Below are 23,107 nucleotides of genomic sequence, written 5' to 3' on the forward strand. Positions count from 1 at the left end.
GTTGAACCACTTCACGTTTCCCTTCGCCCGGCAAGCATAGCTGAACATCCACACGCCCAGGCCTGCCCGGCATGAATCGTTTTTACGCAGCCCCAAGCGGTCTGTCGCAGGGTTGCCAATACGCCATCTTTTGCAAGAACTTGCCAGAGGAATAATCGTGGATTCTCGATTGAGTGCCTTTCTGGAGCGAGCCGATGCCGTGCTCGCCCGCCTGGAACCCTTGTTGCCCGCGCCGCGCCAAACCATCGACTGGAACCAGTGCCTGGCCGCCCGTTGGCAGCGCGAGGGCCGCAGTGGCTTCCTGTTGCCGCTGGACGTGAGCCTGGACATGCGCTTGTCCGACCTGATCGGCGTGGACAAGCAACGTGAAACCCTGGCGCGCAACACCCAGCAGTTCCTGGATGGCCTGCCTGCCAACCATGCGTTGCTGTGGGGTTCGCGGGGCACCGGTAAATCGTCCATGGTGCGCGCTTTGCTCGCTCAACACGCCAAGGCCGGTCTGCGCCTGATCGAAATCGAGCGTGACCACTTGGCCGACCTGCCGCGGGTGGTTGAACAATTGCTCAAGTTGCCGCAACGTTTCATCCTGTTCTGCGACGACTTGTCGTTCGAAGCCGGCGAAGGCGACTATCGGGTACTCAAGAGCGTGCTGGATGGCTCCCTGGAACAGGCCCCTGAAAACGTGCTGCTGTATGCCACGTCCAACCGCCGCCACCTGGTGCCGGAAAACCAGAGCGACAACGATAACTGGAAGCGCGTGGACGGTGAGTTGCACCCAAGCGAGGCGGTGGAAGACAAGATTGCCTTGTCCGACCGCTTTGGCTTGTGGCTGTCGTTCTACCCGTTCACCCAGGAACATTTCCTGGACGTGGTCGAGCACTGGATCGGTGAGCTGGCGAACAAGGCGGGTTTGCAGTGGCAGCGCGATGAGGACCTCGACATTCTTGCCGTGCGCTGGGCCACCGGGCGCGGCAACCGCAACGGTCGTTGCGCGTATCAATTCGCCCGTTACTGGGTGGGTCTTAAATTGCTGGAGCGTCAACCATGATCGATTTACAACAAGCCGGCGCCGGCCTCGGTGGCTATGCCCTGCTGAGTGCCCAGCTGGAGTCGCTGCTGGCCGATGAGCGTGATTTCATCGCCAACAGCGCCCAGTTTTCGGCTTTCCTGTTCAGCCAGCTGGATGACCTGAACTGGGCGGGCTTTTACCTCAACCGCAATGAAGAGCTGGTGCTTGGCCCGTTCCAGGGGCAGGTCGCCTGTGTGCGTATTCCGTTCGGCCGTGGGGTGTGCGGCGCGGCCGCGGCCTCGCGGCAAACCCAGCGCGTAGACGATGTGCACGCGTTCCCCGGGCATATCGCCTGTGACAGCGCGTCCAACAGCGAACTGGTGGTGCCACTGGTCAAGGACGGCGCATTGATTGGTGTCCTTGACCTCGATAGCCCGTCGTTGGCCCGCTTTACCCCCCAGGATCAGGCCGGTATCGAACAGCTGGCGGCGATTTTCCTGCGTTTGACCGACTGCTGATCGAAATAGGGGGCGCAGCCCCGCCCCTTATCGGCCATCCAGTTCGTCAAGCCGCACTTGCAGCATCCTCTCCAACTCCAGCATCAGCTTCTCCAGGGATTTCACACCCGCTTCGATCAGGGGCCGATCATCGCCCCGGGCACAGGCCTGTTCGACGGCTTCGCATTGCGAGGCCAGCGCAGAGGCTTGGACGATGCGCGCGGCCCCCTTGATCTTGTGAGCCTGTTCGATGATCTCTTCGGGCAAGGCCTGCGCAGCGATCAGTGCAACCAACTCCTGGCGATCCTGGCGACTGCTGCTCAGCAACTCCTCCAGCAACAGGCGGCTCATGTGTGGATCGCCACCGGTAAGGGCCTCGAAGTTGCCGATGTCCAGGGTCATGCCGCTGGGTTGAGGACTGATCTTCGCCAGTTGCAGCTCCAGCGCCGTAAGGTTGATGGGTTTGAACAGGCAGTCATTCATGCCCGCCTGCGCACAGCGTTGTTTCTCTTCGGGCTGGGCATTGGCGGTAAAACCCAGTACCACGCAAGGCGTCAGTTGTTCGCGCTCCTCGTATTCGCGGATCGAACGACTCAGTTCGTAGCCATTCATGATCGGCATGTTGCAATCGGCGATCACCAGGTCAAAGTGCTCCTGGCGCCAGGCCTGGAAGCCGGAGGCGCCGTTCTGGGCGGCGGTGTACTGATGGCCCAGGTAGCCGAGCTGCTGGCACATCAACAGGCGATTCGCCGGATGATCGTCCACCACCAGCACATTGAGCACCGGCACGTTCGAGGTCTCGGCGGGCTTGAGTTCTTCGGCCACCTGCAGCGCCTGCAGGCGATTCATCTTCAGGCTCACATGCACCTGGGTGCCCACCATGGGCACGCTGCTCAGGCTCAGTTGCCCGCCCATCATCGCGCACAGGCTGCGACAGATCACCAGCCCGAGGCCCGCACCGCTCCTGGCCAGCTGTCCTGAGTTGTCCGCCTGGGCAAAGGGTTCGAACAGGCGCATCTGGTCGTCCCGGCTGATACCGATGCCGGTGTCCTCCACCACCAGTTTCATCTCGACCTGCTGCGGCAGTTCGGTGGCCGATACTTCCACCTTGATCTTTACCTGGCCACGTTCGGTGAACTTGATGGCGTTGCTGATCAGGTTGGACAGCACCTGCTTGAAGCGCAGCGGGTCGATCAGCACTTCGGTGTGCTCCAGATCAGGCGTGAACTCCAGCAACAGGCTAAGGGTCTTCTGGCGTGCCAGGCCGTCGAAGACACGCACCACCGACTCGATCACCTCCCTCAGGTTGACGCGTTCCGGTGCCAGGCTGAGGCGCCCGGATTCAATCCGCGCGATGTCCAGGATGTCGCCAATAAGCTCCAGCAGATCCTTGGCCGAGTTGTAGGCGACTTCGATGGCCGGGCGGTCGAGGTGGCCCTGGTCCGCCCGCTTGAGGGTCAGCTCGAGCATGCCGATCACCGCGTTCATCGGCGTGCGGATTTCGTGGCTCATGGTGGCGAGGAACGTGCTCTTGGCCCGATTGGCTTCGTCGGCTCGCTCCTTGGCGGTGCGGAGTTCGTCGAACAACTGGCGTCGTTCACTGATATCGATCCAGCCACCGATGATGCCCTGGACTTCACCGACGGAGTCGCGGTACGGCAGGATCCAGTGGTAGATCGTCAGTTTTTTTCCACGAATATGCAGGGTGCGGTCCAGGATCAGCGGGTTGCCCTCGGCCACCACGCGCTGATAGTCGGCATGGTATTGCGCCGCCTCGACTGCAAGGGCTGTGCTGATCTGGACCGCGCTTTTACCTATCACGTCCTCGCGCTTGACGTCGAACGCCTGCAGGTAACTGTCGTTGCAGGTCTGCAGCAGGCCCTTGTTGTCACGTACGTAGATCGGGTGCGGGGTTTCATTGACCAGGGCGCGCATGAACTCGAACTGATCATTGAGGGCGCGCTCGGCCATTTTCCGGTGCTTGATCTGGCGGCGCATGTACGCGTTCCAGCTCAGGGAAATCAGCAGCAGCAGGCCGGTCCCGATGACGATGCGCGCAATCAGTTGGTGATAGTCGCGCCAGTAACTGTCCGAGGCCGCGGTATAACCGCGCCAACGACTGTTGATCACGCCGAGTTCGTCCGGGGCGATGCTGAGCAACGCCTTGTCGAGAATCGAGCTGAGCTCGGTGGCGCTGCGGGACGTCGCCAGCCCGAAGGTGGCCGGTATCGTGCCGATGCTGAAGCTGATTTGGATCTTGTCCTGGAGTATCTGCGAGGACAGGAAGTAATTGGCGACCACCAGGGTATTCACCGCGCCCTCTACATGGCCTTGTACCAGCAGTTCGGCTGACTTGAACGTGTCGCCGGTATCTACCAGCTGAATCTTTGGGAAGTGCTCACGCAGGAATTTTTTCAGCGGACTGCCCTGCGTGATCGCCAGGCGCTTGCCCTCCATTTCCTCAAGGCCTGTGGGGGCCTGGCCGTCCTTGCGTGTCAGCATCACGTAGGAGTTTTCCAGGTAGGGACGACTGAAGTTCAGTTGGGCTTCTCGCTCGACGCTGGGGATGATTGCGCCGACGATGTCCGCTTTGCCGCTCTCTACATGCTCGATCATGGTGTTCACATCACGCCCGCGCTGGATCTCGAAGCGCAGCCCGGTGCGCAGGCGAATCAGTTCCAGCAGGTCGGCGGTAATGCCGCGAAAATTGCCATCGGCGTCGAAGAAGGTCAGCGGCGCAAAGGTAGGGTTCACGATCACTTTGACGACCGGGTTTTCCCTCAGCCAACGTTCTTCGCGAAGGGTCAGTTGCAGCTTTTGGTCGGTCAGGAGGATGTCGCTGCCAGCACTCCAGCGTTTGGCAATGGTTTCCCGTTCGGCAGCGGGCACGGCCCTCAGGACGGCGTCGACGATGCTCAACAGCGTCTGCTGTTCCTGGGGCATGGCAAAGCTGAATCCATAGGCTTCATGTTTGCCGAAGTTCGCCATGCGAATGTTTTTCAGGTAACCCTTGTTGATCATGTAGTGGGTGGAAATGGTATCGCCGAGAAAGACGTCTGCCTGGTCGAAGGCCACTGCATTCAAGGCGTTTTGATAAGAAGGATAGGCACGGATGATTGCCTTGGGGTAGAGCCTTTCCACTTCGTGCAGTGGCAGATAGTGATAGACCAGTGCCAGGCGCATGCCGGCCAGCCCATCAGCCAGGCTGCGGGTTTCGCCTTCGCGGGTCACCAGCACTGGCCGGTCCACGGCGTACGGCTCCGACAGGGTCAGGTTGGGATTTGCCGCTTCAAAGCTGTTGGAGGAACCCAGTAAATCGATTTCACCCGCTTCGAGGGCATGAATGGCGGCCTCTCGGGAGGGGTAGCGCAACACTTTTACCGGTACGTCCAGCGCCATTGCCAGCAAGCCGGCGTAGTCGGCGGTGAGTCCCTCATAGTCACGCCCGCTGGAGGTGAGGTCAAAAGGCGGGTAGTCAGGAAACGCCGCGCCCAGTACCAGTTCGCGTTTGTTCTGGAGCCATTGGCGCTGGGCCTTGTTCAGGTAGGGTTCCAGCTGCACGGAGCTCGCACGACTCAAAAGGTTGAAATGCTCCGGGCTTGCTGGAGGGGTGGCAGGCACGGCGGTGCTGAAGCACAAACCGGCACTCAATATAATCAAATAGTCCTTTATACGCCTGGGCATCCGGTTTCTCACACTAGCGCGTTCCGTTTTGCCATCTCGATAAGTTCTACCAAGGACTTGGCTTGAAGTTTCTGCATCAGTCTCTTTTTATAAGTACTTACTGTTTTATTGCTCAGGAACATACCTTTGGCTATTTCCTTGTTGGTGCGGCCTTGTGCAAAAAGTTGCAGTACCATCAACTCCCGGTCGTTAACCGCCTTGAACAGTTCAAGTTCCTTGCAGGCCTCATCGTTGGGGTTCAAGGCTTGGCTGGGGAAGTAGTTATAACCGGACAGTACAGCGCGGATGGCGCTCATCAGTTCGCTCAGGTCACCTTCCTTGCACACGTAGCCATCGGCTCCCGAACGCATGCAACGCGTGGCAAACAGGGTGGGGGATTGAGCCGTCAGCACCAGGGTTTTCATCGACGCGTTCATGGCGTTGAATCGGCAAAGCACTTCCAGTCCGTCGAGTTTTGGAATGCTGATGTCGAGGATGATCAGGTCCGGCATGCATTCGCGGACCATTTGTATGGCGTCGCATCCGTTATCCGTTTCGCCGACTACTTTGAAGTTTTCTTCATGTTCCAACAACATTCGTATGGCAAGTCTTATCACCGGATGGTCGTCAATAATAAAAACTGTATTCATGATCATATTCCATGCAAGTACAAATAAAGCGGGCACATTAGCTCAGAAGCCGATGGGTAAGCATGAACTTGGGGGGTGGCAGGTATAAAACAGGAAAGTTCCTACATTAAAAAAGGTAAAAGCCTACCTGTCTCTAAGGAGCTGTAACGCAAGAGGCCAAGGTTCCGCAGGGGCATGGGCCGAAGGAACATGGCAAGGACTTTACGGTGGTTATGCGCGATTTTTCCGACCGGTCGATCTGTTTAAAGTCCTACATTTATAACGTGAGTAATGTATGGGTCAAATGTTCAAGCTCATCTTTATTCAACGGCTTTGGCAAGTAGCCGAGCAAGGGCAGGCCACGTTTGAGGGCTTGGGTTTGCAACGCTGAAAGTTCTGCCTCGGGAAGTCCGCTGAGCAGGATGGCGGCCTTGATAAAGCATTGGCGACTGGCGATTTCAATCAATTCAAGCCCGGGCAGGTCGGGCAGGCACTGGTCACAGAGGATGATGTCGAAGGGCGCCTCGGCCTGGGTCATCAAACGGATCGCCTGCTCTGCGTTTTCGGCCGGGGCCAGGTGCTCGAAGCCGAAGCTTCTCAGCAGGCATTGGGTGGCGAGGAGCTGAAAGGGATGGTCCTCCACCAACAGGATCCGAAAGGGGTAGTGGGGCATAGAAGGCACACGGTGAGTCAAGCGTCGATAGGGGGCACGTAGGAACTGTTCGCCAGACCTGCCCGGAGCGTGCGCGATTATTCTTCGGGCGCTTGTGCGAATTCGATCAGGCCGCTCTGTTCCCATCGTAGGCAGATTCTGTTCAGTGAACAGGCGGCGTGATCAGCCAGGTTATTGAGGGCTGGAGCGCCCGGTCATCTCCCGTGCCATCTCGGTGGCATAGCTGTCGGTCATGCCGGCGATGAAGTCGATCATGCGCAGGAACGACCTGTGCAGCGGCCACGCAGGGTCCGGCGCGTTGTTGCCCAGCAGGTCGAGAATGCGCCGGTTCTTGAACGACGGCGTGCGTCCGCCGTGCTGCTCCAGGGCCGCGCCGCAGAAGGCGTTCAACAGGATTTCCAGGGTGGTGTAGGCGCCGATCTCGTGGAGGGTCTTGCGCTTGTCCTGGAAGATTTTCTTGCGCGCCATGTCCTTGGCATCCAGCACGCAGCGTTTGGCGGGGCCGTGCATGTGCTCCACCAGGTCGCCGGGCAGGGTGCCGGCAAGCAAGGCCTCCTGTTGTTCGACGAAGGCGCGCGCCGCGGCGTTGGTCAAGTGCTCGATGGCCTTGCCGCGCAGGATCGCCAGCTTGCGTCGGCGCGAGTCCTGGGCGCCCAGTTGCCGGTAGGTCTGCGGCAGGTCGTCGCCCACCAGGTCGAGCAGCAGTGACTCGACTTCGGTGTACTCCAGCAGGTCCATTTCCAGGCCGTCCTCCAGGTCGATCAAGGCGTAGCAGATGTCGTCTGCCGCCTCCATCAGATAGACCAGTGGATGGCGAGCCCAGCGTTGTTCCTCGAGTTGCGGCAGGCCGAGCTTGCCGGCGATCTGTTCGAGGATCGGCAGTTCGCTCTGGTAGCAGCCGAACTTGTGTTTCTTGTAACCCAGGGAGTCGGCGTGGCGGGCGGTCCAGGGGTACTTGAGGTACGTGCCCAAGGTCGCGTAGGTCAGGCGCGTGCCGCCGTCGAACTGGTGGTATTCCAGTTGGGTCAGTACCCGGAAGCCTTGGGCATTGCCTTCGAAGTTGAGGAAGTCATTGCGCTCGGCGCTGCTCATGTCGTCCAGCCAGCCGCGCCCCGCTGCCTGCTGGAACCAGTGGCGGATGGCGTCTTCGCCGGAATGCCCGAACGGCGGGTTGCCGATGTCATGGGCCAGGCAGGCCGATTGCACCACCATGCCCAGGTCGCTCGGGTCGCACCAGTCGGGCAGGGCGCTGCGCAGGGTTTCGCCCACGCGCATGCCGAGGGAGCGGCCTACGCAACTGACTTCCAGGGAGTGGGTCAGGCGTGTATGGATATGGTCGTTGCTGGACACCGGGTGCACTTGGGTCTTGCGGCCCAGGCGGCGAAACGCGCCGGAGAAGATAATGCGGTCATGGTCTTTGTGAAACGGGCTGCGGCCGAGTTCTTCCGGGCTGTGCAGGGGTTTTCCAAGGCGTTCGCGGGTAAGCAGGGTGGGCCAATCCAAGGCGGGTACTCTCCGTACGGTGAATGACCCGCCCAGCTTCCCGGTTCCGCCTTGGCGGGGCAAGCGAAAATCTACAGGCCGGCCGCGTCGATATCGATTAACAGCAAGCGCTGACCGTTATCGAAGAATTGTCCGGCGGTGAGGCAGTACTGGTTGGTGGTGGCGTCGCGGTAGGTCGAGGACAGCGTCAGGCGACGCTCTTCCCAACCTTCGGCCAGCAGGTGATAGAAGTACGGGCGCCATGACCAGTTGTGGCCCAGGTAACGGCTGTCGGCCTGCCAGGCGTCCTGGCGCCATTCGAAGTTGGGGGTCAACTGGGTGCCATGCCGGTCGCATTGGTAAAAGCGCAGCAGCCAGGGGAAGGCCGGCAGTTGGGGCAAGTGATCCAGCGGGGCTTGGGCCTGTGCCCAGGATTGCAGGATCTTCATCAGTTCGGTCAATTGCTGGCGCAGTTGCATGATGCGCCCGCGTTCGGCCAGCTTCTGCTGGACATACGCCGCGCGCAGTTGGTCAAAGCGCGGCACGAAGGCGTCGGTGGCGAACCAGTCCAATTGCGCCTGGGCAAACAGATAGCCCTGCACGTAGCGCGAACCGCATTCCAGGGCGAAGCTCAGCTGCGCCTCGGTTTCCACGCCTTCGGCAATGATCCAGCAGCCGGTCTTTTCCGCCATCTGCGCCAGCGCCCGCACGACGTCACTGCTCGGTCCGCCCCTGGCGGCTTGCTGGAACAGGCGCATGTCCAGCTTGAGGATGTCCGGCTGCAGCGCCAATACCCGGTCAAGCTGGGAATAGCCGGCGCCGAAATCATCGATGGCGATGCGCGCACCGGCCTCGCGATAACGTGCCACCACCTCGGCCAGGCGCTGGATGTCGCCGCCCAGTTCGGTGATCTCGAACACGATGCGCTGCGGGTCGACGCCATGGCTGTGGATCTGTTTGAGGCTCGGCAGCGCCTGGCCCGGGCGCAGTTGGTTGATCCAGCGCGGCGAGATATTCAGGCTGAGGAACCAGTCTTCGGGGGCTTCATGCAGGCGGCTTAACGCGTTGTCGCGAATCTGCCGGTCGAGACGGCGCAAGCTCGCGCCTGGCGTGCGTGGGTCGGCGAACAGCGGGCCAACGGACTGCAGGCGGCCATCAGCCTGGCGTAGACGCCCCAAGGCCTCGACGCCGGCAATGCGCCCGGTGGCGGTATCGATAAACGGTTGGAAGCAGGCGAGCGGTTGCCCGTCGATCACGGGGCCTCCTTAAAAACACTGGCGAAAAAAGACCCGGCCCTCGAAAACGAGGACCGGGCCATTCTTTTAGCAAGAATGCAGCCAGCAGGCTCAACCTTTGCGTGAATTGCCCTGCATGGCCAGTTTGATCAGCGGGATCAGGCCGGCACCGAGGCGCACCAGGCGCGTCACACTGCTGATACCGCCGCCCTTGGCGCCCTTGCCGGTGAAGAAACCGATCAGGGTTACAGCGGCCACGCCCCACAGCGGCGCGTGCTTGATGCCCAGGCCGCCCTGAAAGTTTTGGCCCAGGTTGCGCACCTTGTTCAGCGGCGCCATCAATTGCTGGGATTCGTGGCGTATCTCCTGGCGGTGCATCTCCATGCGCAGGCGGATCAAAGCCTTGCGCATTTCCCGGCGGGAGGTTTGCTGGATTTCATTCGAGCTCATGGCAGCAGGCGCTCCCGATCATTGGCCAGCTCTTCGAGGGTGGCGTGGAACGGCGTGGACTCATCGAACACCGCCGCTTTCAAGCGCACCCCGCAGAAGGCAGCGGCCAGGCTGTAGAACACGCAGAGGCAGATGATCCCGGTCAGGCGGTAGCCGGTGTCCCATACCAGGATCATCACCAGAGTCGATAACCCCACCAGCAACAACAGGGCAAACACCAGCGCCAGGCCGGCAAACAGCAGCAGGCTGACGGTACGGGCCTTCTGCTCCTGCAATTCGATGCCAAACAGTTCGACGTGGCTGTGCAGCAAGCCAAGAACGGCCGCGCCCAGGCGTCGTGAGGTGGTACCCGTGGACGAGCCAGTTTCGCCGATAGACATGATTAGCGCCTTGTGGCCAGCAGGCCGATCAGAAAGCCCACGCCGGCGGCAATGCCTACCGACTGCCAAGGGTTGGCCTGCACGTAATCTTCGGTCGCAGTGACCGCCGCCTGGCCGCGTTCGCGCAGGGAGTCTTCGGTTTGCTTGAGGGTTTCGCGGGCCTGCAACAGCGTGTCATGAATCTTGGCGCGCAGCTCATCGGCCTGGTCGCCCGCAAGCACCTTGGTGTCGTCCAGCAACCTTTCGGTGTCAGTCACCAGGGTTTGAAAATCCGCCATCAGTATTTCTTGAGCAGTCTTTGCAGTTCTTCTGGCCATGGTTATCTCCGTGATTGGCTGATCGGTACGTGTGGTTTCGAGTCACCGGTATCGGTGAAGGTTCAGTGCAATTGTCTGGTACAGCTTTTGCTTTGCCTTGGTGCGCACGCCCCGTGGCTTGCGCTGAATCCGGGCGGTCGGGGCGCAGGTCTCGAAAAACCTTACCCTAAATAACTCAAACTCGCGGAAAAACCCTGTCGGCAACGGCCGGTTGTGTTGAACGCTGCGCTAAAGCGGTTCACGCCCTCTGAAGAGGGGCGGTGCCGGTGGTGCCAATTTAGTGCGCGCAACCCCTGGCTTGAACCGCTTTGGTGCTTTTTGCCTTTACACAGGCCTGCCAACCTCCATGGAAAATCTGCAAAGTGCGGTGGACACTCTGGTCCACAGCTCCAATACCCTGTTTATCCTGATCGGTGCGGTCATGGTCCTGGCCATGCACGCCGGCTTCGCGTTTCTGGAAGTCGGGACGGTGCGCCAGAAAAACCAGGTCAACGCCCTGTCGAAGATCCTCAGCGACTTCGCCATCTCCACCCTGGCCTATTTCTTTATAGGCTATTGGATCTCCTACGGGGTGAGCTTCATGCAACCGGCGGCCGTGATCAGCGCCGACCATGGTTATGGCCTGGTGAAGTTCTTCTTCCTGCTGACGTTTGCGGCAGCGATCCCGGCGATCATCTCCGGCGGTATTGCGGAGCGCGCAAAGTTCGCTCCGCAGTTGTGCGCCACCGCGTTGATCGTGGCGTTTATCTACCCGTTTTTCGAAGGCATGGTATGGAACGGCAATTTCGGTTTGCAGGCCTGGTTGCTCAAGGCGTTCGGCGCCAGCTTCCATGACTTTGCCGGCTCTGTGGTGGTGCATGCCATGGGCGGCTGGCTGGCGCTGGCGGCGGTGCTGCTGCTGGGCCCGCGCAATGGGCGCTACCGCGAAGGGCGCCTGGTGGCATTCGCGCCGTCGAGCATTCCGTTCCTGGCGTTGGGCTCGTGGATCCTGATTGTCGGCTGGTTCGGCTTTAACGTGATGAGCGCGCAAACCCTGGACGGCGTCAGCGGCCTGGTGGCGGTGAACTCGCTGATGGCCATGGTCGGCGGCACCGTCGCCGCCCTGGTGATCGGCCGCAACGACCCCGGCTTCCTGCATAACGGTCCGTTGGCCGGGCTGGTAGCGATTTGCGCGGGTTCCGACCTGATGCATCCGGTGGGCGCGCTGGTCACCGGCGTGGTCGCGGGCGGGTTGTTTGTGTGGTGCTTTATCGCCGCCCAGGACCGCTGGAAGATCGACGATGTGCTGGGGGTGTGGCCACTGCATGGCCTGTGCGGTGTATGGGGCGGGATTGCCTGCGGCATCTTTGGTCAGACCGCGCTGGGTGGACTGGGCGGTGTGAGCCTGATCAGCCAATTGATCGGTACGGGGCTCGGTGTGGTCGTCGCGTTTGGCGGCGGCCTGCTGGTGTACGGCGTGATCAAGCGCGTGCACGGGCTGCGCCTGAGCCAGGAAGAGGAGTATTACGGCGCAGATCTGTCGATCCACAAGATCGGTGCGGTCAGTCAGGATTGATCGGCGCCTCTTCGTCGGTGCTCGGGTGCGTGTAGAAACCGTGCAGCAGGCGATAGCGGTTATGCCGGACTTCATCGACCCGCGCCTGCACCTGTTGGTCCGGCAGGCCCAGCAGGATCAAGGCGTGGGAGGCGAGCATCAGGCTTGACTCCAGCAGCTCGGGCACCACTTCGCTGGCGCCCGCTGCTTTCAATTCAGCCCACTGGCTGTCATCGCGGGTGCGCACCAGGATCGGCACGTCGGGGTTGATATGGCGGGCTTCCTTGAGCACCGCCAGGGCCACATCACTGTTGTCCACGGCAATCACCACCAGGCGCGCGCGTTCCAGGCCCACGGCACTGAGCAAGGCGCCACGGCGACAGTCACCGTAATGCACGCTGCTGTCTTCGGTGGCGGCTTCCTGGACCCGTTCCGGGTCGTCATCCAGGGCGATGAACGCCTGTTGCTCATTGCGCAGAAAGCGCCCGATGGATTGCCCGACCCGGCCATAGCCGCAGATGACCGCATGCCCGTGTAATTGCGCATTGAGGGCGGTAATTTCTTCAAGTTGTACCTGTTGGTTGGGCTTGCGGTGCAGGCGCAGGGCCATCGCCGGTGCGGCGCGCAGCAGCAGTGGGGTCAACAGCATTGAACAGAACGTCGCGGCGAGCAGCAAACCGTTGAACTCATCGGGTATCAGCCGGCTCTGTTGCATCTGCGCCATCAGGGCGAAACAGAACTCACCGCCCTGGGCCAGGGCCAGGCCGCTGCGCCAGGCGGTTTCACTGTCGCTGCCGCGCAGCTTGACCAGCGCGGCCACCACACCGCCCTTGATCAGCATCAGCGCGAGGGTCATGCCGAGGATCAACAGGCTGTGGCTGACGAACAACTGCAGGTCGATGAGCATGCCGATGCTGACGAAAAACAGCCCCAGCAGGATGTCGCGAAAGGGCCGGATATCCGCTTCGATCTGATGGCGGTAATGGCTTTCGCCCAGCAGCATGCCGGCCAGGAAGGCACCGAGGGCAGGGGAGAGGCCCAGCAAGTGGGTGAGCCAGGCGGTCAGCAAGACGATCACCAGCGCCAGCAGCACAAACAGCTCTGCCGAATGGGAAGCGGCGACCTCATGAAACAAGCGCGGCAGTAACCAGCGGCTGGCGAGCAACAGGCCCACGAACAACACCACGGTTTTGCCCAGCGTCAGCGGCAACGCCCAGTACCAGGCCTGCTCGCTGCTGCCGGCGAACACCGGCACCAGCGTCAGCAGCAACACCGCCACCACATCCTGGAACAGCAACACGCCGATCGCATTCTGGCCATGGCTGCTGAAGATTTCGCCGAGGCTGGTCAGTTCCTTGCTGACGATCGCCGTGGACGAGAGCGCCAAGCCCGCACCCAGCAACAAGGCGATGCCCGGCGCCACGCCAAAGGCCATCAACAGGCCCCCCAGCAGCACGCTGCACCCCAGCACCTGCAAGCTGCCGAGGCCAAACACCACGCGGCGCAGGGCGAGCATCCTGGTCAGGGAAAACTCCAGGCCCAGTGAGAACAGCAGGAACACCACGCCCAGTTCGGCGAGGTCGGGCAGTTCTTCGCTGTCATTCACCCAGTCCAGGGCCGTCGGCCCCACGGCCAGGCCCACGCACAGGTAGCCCAGCACGGGTGGCAGTTGCAGCCGGCGAAACAGCGCAATCACCACCAGGGATGAGGCCAGAATGATCAGCAGGTTGGCGAACACAAGCATCTCCGTTGCAGGGGGAGCGGGCAAAAAGCCGCGAGAATCGCTGAATCAGTTATAGGCCATGGTGATCTGGGTCAGGGTTTATTGTGGCCGGCGGATTTCCGGAGAGCGAACGCTGTACCTGTGGCAAGCCCGCTCGCCACAGGTTTTTGTCAGGCTTAGAATGCTTGTCTACTTACTGATCAGGGCCATTCGTCATGCTTCCTGAATGCCAGTTGTTCGGCACCCTGGGTTGCCATCTTTGTGAAATTGCCGAAGCCGAAATCATGCCGCTCGTCGAACGCGGGTTGCTGGTCGAGTTGGTTGATATCACCGACCCCGACGACCTGACCGACGCCTACGGCCTAAGGATTCCGGTGCTTCGGCGGGTGGACACCGGGGCTGAACTGGATTGGCCCTTCGATGCGGATCAGGTTGTCGCCTTCCTGCGCTGACGTTTATGCGATGGCGGGTTTCCGAATATTACGTTACTGTATGTTTGTACAGCGATTGAATAGAGGGAACGCCCGTGGTGAATGTTGAACAACTGAAAAGCAGCGTCAATCGCATGTCTGCCGATGTCGTGCGCGACGCGGTGAACGAGCTGCGCCTCGACGGCCTGGTCACGGAAGGCAAGACGCCGTTTAACAAAGTGCATTTCAATACCTGCTTTGCCGAGATCGAGGCGTTGTTCCAGCGCGCCGGTTATCACAAGCAGCTCGATGTGGTGGGTTACCAGGGTCTGTTGTACGCGCTTTACGATCCCGGCCGCTGGGAAGCGGTAGACGTGCTGCGCTGGCTCAAGGAGTTCACCGAGGCGGCGAGTGCTTCGCCGATCCTGCGCGCGGAATTGGCCAAGGCCTGAGATCCGCCCTAGGTTTCATCCCGCTTGATGCGGGATAATGCCCGCCTGTTTTTTCAAGGCTTCGAGCATGTCCACATCCGCTTTTTCCGCGTCCCAGCACCAGGCCAGCACCCTGTACCTGCCACCTGGCCCCTGGGCGACGGTGCTGGAGTGCCTGTGCGAGCACTTTGCGGCGATCAGTCGCGAACACTGGCTGGACCGCATCGCCCGTGGGCGGGTGCTGGATGTCACTGGCAGCCCGATCCCCCTGGACCTGGCCTACAGGGAAGGCCTGTGCATCTATTACTTCCGTGAAGTCCCCAACGAAAAAGTCATCCCGGTGCAGGAAACCATCCTCTACGCCGACGAGCACCTGGTGGTGGCGGACAAACCGCACTTCCTGCCCGTGACCCCGGCCGGCGAGTACGTCGAGCAAACCCTGCTGCGCCGCCTGATTCGCCGCCTGGACAACCCGGCGCTGGTGCCCCTGCACCGCATCGATCGACACACCGCCGGGCTGGTGTTGTTCTCGGCCAACCCGGCCAGCCGCTCGGCCTATCAGCAGCTGTTTCCCACGCGCCGGATCGATAAATTCTACGAAGCCATTGCCCCGGCCTTACCGGGACTGACATTCCCGTTGCTACACAAAAGCCGCCTGGTGGATGGCGAACCGTTCTTCCGCATGCAGGAAGGCCCTGGCGCCAGCAACACCGAAACAGCCGTGGAGGTGCGGGAAAAGAACGGCGACTTATGGCGCTACGGCCTGTTTCCCGTGACCGGCAAGAAGCACCAGCTGCGCGTGCACATGACCGCGCTGGGGGCGAGCATCTGCAACGATCCGTTCTACCCGGACGTGATCAAGGATGCCGTGGACGATTACGCCAATCCCCTCAAGCTGCTGGCCCAGGGCGTGCGGTTTATCGACCCCGTCACCGGTGAGGAACGCCATTTCTGCAGCCAGATCACCCTCGACTGGTAACCCCCGGAAACGACAAGGCCCGCGCGAGGCGGGCCTTGTGTGCAAGCGCTGAGGCTTACAGGTCTTTAACGGTGCGAACCTGATCTTTGTTGATGCGGGTACGCTTGCCATCAAGCTGTTCGAATTCGTAGAAACCCGAATCTTCGTTGTATTTCGGGGTGTCGACGGCCTGGATTTCGCGACCGTCATTCAGGGTGATCACTGTCGGCGAGGCGCAACCGGCGAGGGTAGCCAGGCCCAGTGCAAGCATGAGAGCGGCGATGGTCCGTTGAGTCATGGGTGTTGTCTCCAAGAGAATACTTTTTGATTGCTGACCTTGAGACGTGTGAGACGTCGCCAAAGTTCCTTGTGCGAAGGTTCATTCTGACACGTCAGACCTTGGGCGCAACAGCTCTGGTGTATTCAGGTTGGCCAGGCGCGGGTCATCGGTTGGGCATTCCAGGCCCACGCCGCCCAATTGCAGGAGGATCTTTCGCGGGCTGCGTTCACCGGCATGCCAGGCCTGTTCTACCTCGGTTCGCAGGCCGATGGGGATGATGCAGATCAAGGGTTCCCAGAATTCACCGTGGCGCACCATCACCGGCAACAAGGGATGGCGTTGTGCGGTTTCACGCAGGTCGGCGAGGAGTCGAGCGTCGATATGGGGCACATCGCACGGCAGGATCAGCAAGTGCCCATGGCGCGCGGCGGCGAGTCCCGCGCGGATACCGGCCAATGGCCCGGGAAAATCCGGGCTGTCGTCGCTTACCAGCTGGTCGGCATAGGCGGCGTACTGCGCCTGGTTGCGGTTGCACGAGATGATCAGGTCATCGGTCAGTGGCCGTACCAGGCGCTGCACGTGTGCGATCAAGGGCAGGCCGTGCCAGTCCAGCAGGCCTTTGTCCTGGCCGCCCATGCGCTGGCCGCGGCCACCGGCCAGCAGCAGGATCGAACAGGGCAGGGGGATTGAATCGAGTGGCATGTGGGTTCCGCGCAGGCAGCTGAACAGGGGCCTGTGATATAACATCGGGCCGTTCCTTCGACAACCGGACCGTGCCATGAAAGCCAAGGCCGATGCACCCTTCGTACCCCTGAATATCGCGGTATTGACCGTCAGCGACACCCGCACCCTGGACACCGACACCTCGGGCCAGGTCTTCGTCGACCGCCTCACCGCCGCCGGCCACCACCTGGCCGAGCGCGTGCTGCTCAAGGACGACCTCTACAAGATCCGCGCCCAGGTCGCCCACTGGATCGCTGAAGACGTGGTGCAAGTGGTGTTGATCACCGGCGGCACCGGCTTCACCGGCCGCGACAGCACCCCCGAAGCGGTCGGCTGCCTGCTCGACAAACAAGTCGACGGCTTTGGCGAACTGTTCCGCCAGATCTCCGTGGCCGACATCGGCACCTCCACCGTGCAATCCCGTGCCCTGGCCGGCCTGGCCAACGGCACCCTGGTGTGCTGCCTGCCGGGCTCCACCAATGCGGTGCGCACCGGTTGGGATGGCATCCTCGCCGAGCAACTGGATAACCGTCATCGGCCGTGCAACTTCGTGCCGCACCTGAAGTTGGCCGAACCCTGTGAATCCCGTGGGTAAGCCCGGCAAGACCGGCGCCCTGATGCCGGTAGAACAAGCCTTGCAACAGCTGCTGGCGATGGCCGAAGCCGCGCCGATCCGCGATCAGCACGTGCTGCCCCTGGCCGAGTGCGACGGCCGTGTATTGGCCCAGGACCTGGTCTCCACCCTCGACCTGCCGCCCTGGCCCAACAGCGCCATGGACGGTTACGCCGTGCGCCTGGCGGATTGGACCGGTGAACCCTTGCCCGTCAGCCAGCGCATCTTTGCCGGCCAGGCGCCGCAGCCGCTGGCGGCCGGCACCTGTGCACGCATCTTCACCGGTGCGCCGGTACCGGAAGGCGCGGACTGCGTGGAAATGCAGGAAAACGCCGTGGTCCACGCCGATGAGCGCGTGAGCTTCAGCGAACCGTTGCAGCCCAACCAGAACATCCGCCCCCAAGGCCAGGAAACCACCGTCGGTGAGTTGGTGCTCGCGGCCGGTACGCGCCTGGGCCCGATCGAGCTGGGCCTGGCGGCTTCCCTTGGCCGTGATCGGCTGGACGTGATCCGCCGCCCGCGTGTCGCGGTGTTGTCCACCGGCGATGAGCTGATCGAGCCCGGTTTGCCCCTCGGTCCGGGCCAGATCTACAACAGCAATCGCCGCGTGTTGTGTTCCTGGCTTGAGCGCATGGGGTGCGAAGTCATCGACGCAGGCATCCTGCCGGACGACCTGGAGCAGACCCGTTCGCGCCTGGCAGGCTTGAGCGCGGTTGATCTGATTTTGTCCACGGGCGGTGTGTCGGTGGGCGAGGCGGATTTCCTCGGTATCGCCCTGCGCGAGGAGGGTGAGCTGGCGTTATGGAAGCTGGCGATCAAGCCGGGCAAACCCCTGACCTTTGGTCATTTCCGTGGCGTGCCGGTGATCGGCCTGCCGGGCAACCCGGCCTCGACCCTGGTGACCTTTGCGCTGTTGGCGCGCCCCTACTTGCTGCGCCGCCAGGGTGTGGCAGACGTGGAGCCGCTGCGTTTCGACGTGCCGGTGGGGTTCACCTGGCCCAAGCCGGGCAACCGCCGCGAGTATCTGCGCGGGCGCATCGAACAGGGCAAGGCGATCATCTACCGCAACCAGAGCTCCGGCGTGCTGCGCAGCGCGGCGTGGGCGGAGGGGGTTGTGGAGGTGTTGGAAGGGACGACGCTGGAGGTGGGTGATCGGGTCAGTTTCATTCCGCTAAGCGAATTGCTCAACTGACCGCGGATCCAAATGTGGGAGGGGCGGTGCGACGATTCAGTAATCGTCGCCACGCTCGGTCACATCCCGCTCCACCGGCCGCGCATCCGGGTCATAGCCCACCGGGAACTTGCCCTTCAACGTCCAGGCAAATGCAATGATCTCGGCGATGGTGCGGTACAACTCCTCCGGAATACTGTCGCCCAGTTCCATGCGTGCCAGCAGTTTCACCAGCTCGGCATTTTCATAGATCGGCACTTCATTTTCCCGCGCCAACTTGAGGATGGCTTCGGCCAGGGCATCGTCGCCCTTGGCGGTCAGGGTCGGCGCCTGCTGGCCGTCGTACTTGAGGGCAATCGCCTGGCGTGGCGGGTTGGCGTTGTTCATGCGGTTTCATCCACCCAGCGTTGTTCCAGTCCGGTTTTCGGCCCGCGTGGCGGGGTGCCCAGGTGGCAGTCCAGGTCGCCGACATTCAGCCCCGACGACACCAGGCGCTCGCGCAGGCTGCCCAAATGGCTTTCGATCAGGCTGGCGGTGAAAGCGCGGGTTGCCCACAGTTGGCTGGACAGCTTGCCCTGGGTCAGTTGCGCCTGGACCTGCAACGGCCCCAGGGGCTCCATGTCGAAGGCCAGTTCGACGCGCCAGAGCATCTGTTTGGGCTCCTTGGAATCCTTACGTTCGGGCTGGTCCTTGTCCGGCGCCGGCTCTTCGCGCTGGAACTTGACCTGCAACGGCACGATGTCCTGCAGGGTGCGCATGGGGATCTCCAACTGCCAGGTGGTTTGCAGGCGGCCATCGGCGGTGGTGCCGGTTTGCTCCAGGCTCGACAGCTGGTGGCTCTGCAGGCGGGAAATGGCCCCGGCGGCCAGGCGCAGCAGGTTTTCCAGGTCGCCTTCGCCCTCCAGTTTCGCCATCAGCCGCTCCGGCAGTGGGAAGCTGACCGGCGCCTGCCGCGCGCCGACCTGGCCGAGGGTGCCCAATGGGCTGCGCACAAAGTTGGGCAGCACCTGGGCCAGGGTGTTGGCGGCAAGAATGGCATTCAGGTTGGTGCTCGCGGGCAGGGCGGGCAGCAGGTCGGCGACCAGGCGCAGCAGCGCGCCCTTCATATCCAGCGGTGGCACCTGCGGGTTTTGCCCGGCGAGTAACTTGGCTTCAAGAAAGGCGCCGCTGTTCTGGATCACCTGGGCCAGCACCTTGGGGTTGCTCACCTGTGCCAGGTCGGGCAAGGCCGCCAGCAAACGGTCGGCGGCAGCGCGAAGGTCGGCGGAGGTGCTGTCGCCGCGGGGCAGATTTTGCAACGCCGTGAACACCGCATCCAGGGAGCCCTGGCGACTTTGCTGGGTCGCCAGTTGCTGGGTGACGGCCAGTTGATCCTTGAGCCCGCTCAACGGCACAAAATTCAGGGTTTGCGCGTTCTGCACCACGGCGCTGAGCAAGCTGCCCACGCGCAACGGTTGCGGGCTTTCCAGTGTCAGGGTCGCGCCGGCCAGGGCGCTATTGAGTACGGTCACCAACGAACGGTAGATCGCCGGCTGCGCGCTGCCTTGGGGCAGGGCCTGGGTGGTCAGCACCTTGGCCTGCAGCAGTGTGCCTTCCGGCATCCTGGCCGTATCGATACGGGTGAGGGCGGCAACATTGGCGCTCAGGGCTTGTTGCAGGCTGATGGCCAGGTTGCCTGCGGGCGTCTGGCTCACGGCCACATTGCTGCCCAACGGCAAGGGTTGTGGGCTGCTGGCTTGCACCAGCGTCTGGCGGCCGCCTTCAAGGGTCAGCTTGAGCAACAGCTGAAACGCCTCACCGCCTTGTTTCAGGGCGAGCACCTCGGCATTCACGGTTTTGCCCGGGTCGATCAGCCCGATCTGCGGCTCCAGCAGTTTCAGCAGCGCCCCGGGCGCAGGCGCAGGGCTTTGCCCGGTTGCCGGGGTGGGAGGAAGCGTAGGAAGGTTGATCTCGCCGGTCATCGTGCGCATCGTCTCTGGGGAAATAGCCCTCTTTAGCGTAGGGCATCGCATGTATAATGCCGCCCGTCTGCAAAGAGAGCGGTAAAAACCTCACAACTATTTGATCCAGCTCTCTAAAATCGGTCGCCAAAGCCGTTATTGTGCTTCTTTCTATAACGGCCGCTGCACCGCCGACTTGAACCGTAAAGGCCCGTGATCTCTTGACCAGCCCTCTTCTTGAAGCCGTAGCGCTCTCCTGTGAACGCGACCTGCGCCTGCTGTTCGAGCACCTCGACCTGCGTGTGGCGGGCGGCGACATGGTGCAGATCAGCGGCCCCAACGGCAGCGGCAAGACCAGTTTGCTGCGCCTGCTGGCCGGCCTGATGCAACCCACGGCCGGTGAAGTGCGACTCAACGGCAGGCCCCTCGACGAACAACGCACCGAACTGGCACGCAACCTGATCTGGATCGGCCACGCCGCCGGGATCAAGGATGTGCTCACCGCCGAAGAAAACCTCAGTTGGCTCAGCGCCCTGCATCATCCCGCGACCCGCGACGCCATCTGGCAAGCCCTGGCCGCCGTCGGCCTCAAGGGGTTCGAAGACGTTCCCTGCCACACCCTGTCCGCCGGCCAGCAGCGCCGCGTGGCCCTGGCGCGCCTGTACCTGCCTGGCCCGCCGCTGTGGATTCTCGACGAACCCTTCACCGCCCTCGACAAACAAGGCGTCACCCAATTGGAACAGCACCTGGCGCAGCACTGCGAGCAGGGCGGCCAGGTGGTGCTCACCACCCACCACACCCTGGCGCGCATGCCCGGCGGTTACCGCGACCTCGACCTGGGGCGGTGGTCGGTATGAGTGTGTTTGCCCTGTTGATCGCCCGCGAAGCCCGCTTGCTGTGCCGCCGCCCGGCCGAACTGGCCAACCCGCTGGTGTTCTTTGCCATCGTGATTGCGTTGTTCCCGTTGGCGGTCGGCCCGGAGACTAAACTGTTGCAAACCTTGTCTCCGGGACTGGTGTGGGTCGCGGCCCTTTTGTCCGTCCTGCTCTCGCTGGACGGGCTGTTTCGCAGTGATTTCGAAGACGGTTCCCTCGAACAGTGGGTCCTTTCGTCGCACCCCCTGCCACTTCTGGTCCTGGCCAAGGTACTGGCACACTGGGCTTTTTCCGGCCTGGCGCTAGTCTTGCTCTCGCCACTGCTGGCGATGATGCTGGGATTGCCCGGCGAATGCCTGCCGATCCTGTTGCTGAGCCTGCTGCTCGGCACCCCGGTACTCAGCCTGTTGGGGGCGGTGGGTGCCGCGTTGACCGTCGGCTTGAAACGGGGTGGCCTGTTACTGGCCCTGTTGATTCTGCCTTTGTACATCCCGGTACTGATCCTGGGCAGCGGCGCGTTGCAAGCCGCGCTCATGGGCATGCCGGCGACCGGTTACCTCCTGTGGCTTGGCAGCCTGACCGCCTTGGCGGTAACCCTGACACCCTTTGCTATAGCCGCCGGCCTGAAGATCAGCGTCGGTGAATAATGAGGTCTGACTGGGCGGTATACGCATAGTCAGTAAAGACCCTACGCTTCTTGCCAAGACAAGAAGCAACCGTGATGGAAACAGCAATGAACTGGACCTGGTTTCACAAGCTCGGCTCGCCCAAATGGTTCTACGGCATCAGTGGCAGACTGCTGCCTTGGTTCAGCCTCGCCGCCGTGTTGCTGATCGGCATCGGCCTGGTCTGGGGCCTGGCCTTTGCACCGCCGGACTACCAGCAAGGCAACAGCTTTCGCATCATCTACATCCACGTGCCTGCCGCGATGCTGGCCCAGTCCTGCTACGTGATGCTGGCGGTGTGCGGCGTCGTCGGCCTGGTGTGGAAGATGAAACTCGCGGACGTCGCCCTGCAATGCGCCGCGCCCATCGGTGCGTGGATGACCGCCGTGGCGCTGGTCACCGGCGCGATCTGGGGCAAACCCACCTGGGGTTCGTGGTGGGTGTGGGATGCGCGACTAACGTCGATGCTGATCCTGCTGTTCCTGTACTTCGGTCTTATTGCCCTGGGCAACGCGATCAGCAATCGTGACAGCGCCGCCAAGGCCTGCGCGGTGCTGGCGATTGTCGGCGTGATCAACATCCCGATCATCAAGTACTCGGTGGAGTGGTGGAACACCCTGCACCAGGGCGCCACCTTCACCCTCACCGAAAAACCGGCGATGCCCGTGGAAATGTGGGCGCCGTTGCTGCTGATGGTGCTGGGGTTCTACTGCTTCTTTGGCGCCGTGCTGCTGATGCGCATGCGCCTCGAAGTGCTCAAGCGTGAAGCCCGCGCCAGCTGGGTCAAGGCCGAAGTGCAAAGCTGCCTGGGAGCGCGTGGATGAGTTTTGCTTCTTTCAGTGATTTTCTCGCCATGGGCCACCACGGCCTGTATGTCTGGACGGCCTATGGCATCTGCCTGGCCGTGCTGGCCCTCAACGTCGCCGCGCCGATCCTGGCCCGCAAGCGTTACCTGCAACAAGAGGCGCGTCGTCTGCGCCGGGAGACCGAAAAGTGAATCCGCTGCGTAGAAAGCGTCTGTTGATCATCCTTGCCATCCTGGCCGGCGTCAGTATTGCCGTGGGCCTGGCGATGAGCGCCCTGCGGGAGAACATCAACCTGTTCTACACCCCGACCCAGATCGCCAACGGCGAAGCGCCGCTGGACACGCGCATCCGCGCCGGCGGCATGGTGGAGAAGGGCTCGCTGAAGCGTTCCGGCGACTCCCTCGACGTCACCTTCGTGGTCACCGATTTCAACAAGGCCGTGACCATCACTTATCGTGGCATCCTCCCGGACCTGTTCCGCGAAGGCCAGGGCATCGTCGCCCTGGGCAAGCTCAACGCCGACGGCGTGGTGGTGGCCGATGAAGTGCTGGCCAAGCACGATGAGAAATACATGCCGCCGGAAGTCACCAAGGCCTTGAAAGACAGCGGCCAGTCCGCACCCACCCCCGCCAAGGAGGGCTAA

Annotated in this window: 26 protein-coding genes; 13 read left to right on the forward strand and 13 right to left on the reverse strand. The window is 62.1% G+C overall.

Features of this window, described 5'->3' with window-relative positions; genetic code table 11:
- Positions 1–157 precede the first annotated feature (157 nt).
- Both B9N88_RS24670 and B9N88_RS24675 read left to right on the forward strand, forming a co-directional pair.
- Entirely contained in the window at positions 158–1,048 is an 891-nt protein-coding gene (locus B9N88_RS24670) for an ATP-binding protein (protein WP_027607006.1), read from the forward strand.
- Positions 1,045–1,527, forward strand: a complete 483-nt coding sequence (locus tag B9N88_RS24675; protein ID WP_027607007.1) for a GAF domain-containing protein — start codon at positions 1,045–1,047, stop codon at positions 1,525–1,527. The genes B9N88_RS24670 and B9N88_RS24675 overlap by 4 nt, the downstream gene beginning before the upstream one ends.
- A gap of 27 nt (positions 1,528–1,554) precedes the next feature.
- Here the strand turns inward: B9N88_RS24675 and B9N88_RS24680 are convergent, their stop codons facing one another.
- From B9N88_RS24680 to B9N88_RS24715, 8 genes are all read right to left on the reverse strand, one after another.
- The gene (locus tag B9N88_RS24680; RefSeq protein ID WP_081744461.1) at positions 1,555–5,190 is read right to left on the reverse strand and encodes a transporter substrate-binding domain-containing protein; all 3,636 of its coding nucleotides are present in this window, start codon (positions 5,188–5,190) and stop codon (positions 1,555–1,557) included.
- 8 nt (positions 5,191–5,198) lie between these two features.
- Positions 5,199–5,819, reverse strand: coding sequence for a response regulator transcription factor (locus B9N88_RS24685; protein WP_027607009.1), 621 nt, complete (start codon positions 5,817–5,819; stop codon positions 5,199–5,201).
- Between the two features lie 256 nt (positions 5,820–6,075).
- Entirely contained in the window at positions 6,076–6,471 is a 396-nt protein-coding gene (locus tag B9N88_RS24690; RefSeq protein ID WP_027607010.1) for a response regulator, read from the reverse strand.
- Positions 6,472–6,642: 171 nt separating this feature from the next.
- A complete protein-coding gene (locus B9N88_RS24695) occupies positions 6,643–7,974 on the reverse strand; it encodes a deoxyguanosinetriphosphate triphosphohydrolase (RefSeq protein WP_027607011.1) in 1,332 nt (443 codons plus the stop codon).
- Positions 7,975–8,045: 71 nt separating this feature from the next.
- Positions 8,046–9,209: an EAL domain-containing protein gene (locus B9N88_RS24700; protein WP_027607012.1), complete on the reverse strand. Its 1,164-nt coding sequence runs from the start codon at positions 9,207–9,209 to the stop codon at positions 8,046–8,048.
- Between the two features lie 90 nt (positions 9,210–9,299).
- Positions 9,300–9,638, reverse strand: a complete 339-nt coding sequence (locus B9N88_RS24705) for a hypothetical protein (RefSeq protein ID WP_027607013.1) — start codon at positions 9,636–9,638, stop codon at positions 9,300–9,302.
- Positions 9,635–10,018: a phage holin family protein gene (locus B9N88_RS24710; RefSeq protein ID WP_012723020.1), complete on the reverse strand. Its 384-nt coding sequence runs from the start codon at positions 10,016–10,018 to the stop codon at positions 9,635–9,637. Before B9N88_RS24710 ends, B9N88_RS24705 begins: the two co-directional genes overlap by 4 nt.
- Before the next feature lie 2 nt (positions 10,019–10,020).
- The gene (locus tag B9N88_RS24715) at positions 10,021–10,335 is read right to left on the reverse strand and encodes an ElaB/YgaM/YqjD family protein (RefSeq protein ID WP_012723021.1); all 315 of its coding nucleotides are present in this window, start codon (positions 10,333–10,335) and stop codon (positions 10,021–10,023) included.
- Between the two features lie 346 nt (positions 10,336–10,681).
- Here B9N88_RS24715 and B9N88_RS24720 point away from each other — a divergent pair, with 346 nt between their 5' ends.
- Complete coding sequence (locus tag B9N88_RS24720; RefSeq protein WP_027607014.1) at positions 10,682–11,890, forward strand: ammonium transporter; 1,209 nt, start codon at positions 10,682–10,684, stop codon at positions 11,888–11,890.
- Here B9N88_RS24720 and B9N88_RS24725 read toward each other — a convergent pair.
- Complete coding sequence (locus B9N88_RS24725) at positions 11,877–13,613, reverse strand: cation:proton antiporter (RefSeq protein WP_098480045.1); 1,737 nt, start codon at positions 13,611–13,613, stop codon at positions 11,877–11,879. The genes B9N88_RS24720 and B9N88_RS24725 overlap by 14 nt on opposite strands.
- 194 nt (positions 13,614–13,807) lie before the next feature.
- Between B9N88_RS24725 and B9N88_RS24730 the strand changes: the two genes are divergently transcribed.
- The 3 genes from B9N88_RS24730 (at position 13,808) to B9N88_RS24740 (ending at position 15,412) form a co-directional block, all read left to right on the forward strand.
- Positions 13,808–14,044, forward strand: coding sequence for a glutaredoxin family protein (locus tag B9N88_RS24730; RefSeq protein ID WP_027607016.1), 237 nt, complete (start codon positions 13,808–13,810; stop codon positions 14,042–14,044).
- Positions 14,045–14,118: 74 nt separating this feature from the next.
- The gene (locus B9N88_RS24735) at positions 14,119–14,454 is read left to right on the forward strand and encodes a hypothetical protein (protein WP_010565034.1); all 336 of its coding nucleotides are present in this window, start codon (positions 14,119–14,121) and stop codon (positions 14,452–14,454) included.
- Between the two features lie 67 nt (positions 14,455–14,521).
- On the forward strand, positions 14,522–15,412 hold the full coding sequence (locus B9N88_RS24740) for a pseudouridine synthase (RefSeq protein ID WP_027607017.1): 891 nt from the start codon (positions 14,522–14,524) through the stop codon (positions 15,410–15,412).
- 55 nt (positions 15,413–15,467) lie between these two features.
- On the opposite strand, the gene B9N88_RS24745 is transcribed toward B9N88_RS24740, so the two are convergent.
- Together B9N88_RS24745 and mobA are read right to left on the reverse strand one after the other, a co-directional pair.
- Complete coding sequence (locus tag B9N88_RS24745) at positions 15,468–15,689, reverse strand: YgdI/YgdR family lipoprotein (protein WP_010211805.1); 222 nt, start codon at positions 15,687–15,689, stop codon at positions 15,468–15,470.
- A gap of 81 nt (positions 15,690–15,770) precedes the next feature.
- Positions 15,771–16,373 carry a molybdenum cofactor guanylyltransferase MobA gene (mobA, locus tag B9N88_RS24750; protein ID WP_027607018.1) on the reverse strand — a complete coding sequence of 201 codons (603 nt, stop codon included), beginning with the start codon at positions 16,371–16,373 and terminating at the stop codon, positions 15,771–15,773.
- A gap of 76 nt (positions 16,374–16,449) precedes the next feature.
- On the opposite strand from mobA, the gene moaB reads away from it, so the two are divergent.
- Together moaB and glp are read left to right on the forward strand one after the other, a co-directional pair.
- The gene (gene moaB / locus B9N88_RS24755; RefSeq protein ID WP_027607019.1) at positions 16,450–16,989 is read left to right on the forward strand and encodes a molybdenum cofactor biosynthesis protein B; all 540 of its coding nucleotides are present in this window, start codon (positions 16,450–16,452) and stop codon (positions 16,987–16,989) included.
- Positions 16,973–18,199, forward strand: a complete 1,227-nt coding sequence (gene glp / locus B9N88_RS24760) for a molybdopterin molybdotransferase MoeA (RefSeq protein WP_027607020.1) — start codon at positions 16,973–16,975, stop codon at positions 18,197–18,199. Before moaB ends, glp begins: the two co-directional genes overlap by 17 nt.
- Positions 18,200–18,235: 36 nt before the next feature.
- On the opposite strand, the gene B9N88_RS24765 is transcribed toward glp, so the two are convergent.
- Both B9N88_RS24765 and B9N88_RS24770 read right to left on the reverse strand, forming a co-directional pair.
- The gene (locus B9N88_RS24765; protein WP_027607021.1) at positions 18,236–18,565 is read right to left on the reverse strand and encodes an EscU/YscU/HrcU family type III secretion system export apparatus switch protein; all 330 of its coding nucleotides are present in this window, start codon (positions 18,563–18,565) and stop codon (positions 18,236–18,238) included.
- On the reverse strand, positions 18,562–20,139 hold the full coding sequence (locus B9N88_RS24770; protein WP_027607022.1) for a flagellar hook-length control protein FliK: 1,578 nt from the start codon (positions 20,137–20,139) through the stop codon (positions 18,562–18,564). The genes B9N88_RS24765 and B9N88_RS24770 overlap by 4 nt, the downstream gene beginning before the upstream one ends.
- 200 nt (positions 20,140–20,339) lie before the next feature.
- On the opposite strand from B9N88_RS24770, the gene ccmA reads away from it, so the two are divergent.
- From ccmA to ccmE, 5 genes are all read left to right on the forward strand, one after another.
- Complete coding sequence (gene ccmA, locus B9N88_RS24775; protein ID WP_027607023.1) at positions 20,340–20,975, forward strand: cytochrome c biogenesis heme-transporting ATPase CcmA; 636 nt, start codon at positions 20,340–20,342, stop codon at positions 20,973–20,975.
- On the forward strand, positions 20,972–21,640 hold the full coding sequence (gene ccmB, locus B9N88_RS24780) for a heme exporter protein CcmB (RefSeq protein WP_027607024.1): 669 nt from the start codon (positions 20,972–20,974) through the stop codon (positions 21,638–21,640). Before ccmA ends, ccmB begins: the two co-directional genes overlap by 4 nt.
- 86 nt (positions 21,641–21,726) lie before the next feature.
- Positions 21,727–22,482 (forward strand): heme ABC transporter permease, encoded by a 756-nt coding sequence (locus B9N88_RS24785; RefSeq protein ID WP_027607025.1) that lies wholly within the window; start codon positions 21,727–21,729, stop codon positions 22,480–22,482.
- On the forward strand, positions 22,479–22,655 hold the full coding sequence (gene ccmD, locus B9N88_RS24790) for a heme exporter protein CcmD (protein ID WP_003172771.1): 177 nt from the start codon (positions 22,479–22,481) through the stop codon (positions 22,653–22,655). The genes B9N88_RS24785 and ccmD overlap by 4 nt, the downstream gene beginning before the upstream one ends.
- The gene (gene ccmE, locus B9N88_RS24795; protein ID WP_027607026.1) at positions 22,652–23,107 is read left to right on the forward strand and encodes a cytochrome c maturation protein CcmE; all 456 of its coding nucleotides are present in this window, start codon (positions 22,652–22,654) and stop codon (positions 23,105–23,107) included. Before ccmD ends, ccmE begins: the two co-directional genes overlap by 4 nt.

The organism is Pseudomonas sp. LAMO17WK12:I1 (assembly GCF_900177315.1).
GTDB lineage: Bacteria > Pseudomonadota > Gammaproteobacteria > Pseudomonadales > Pseudomonadaceae > Aquipseudomonas > Aquipseudomonas marginalis.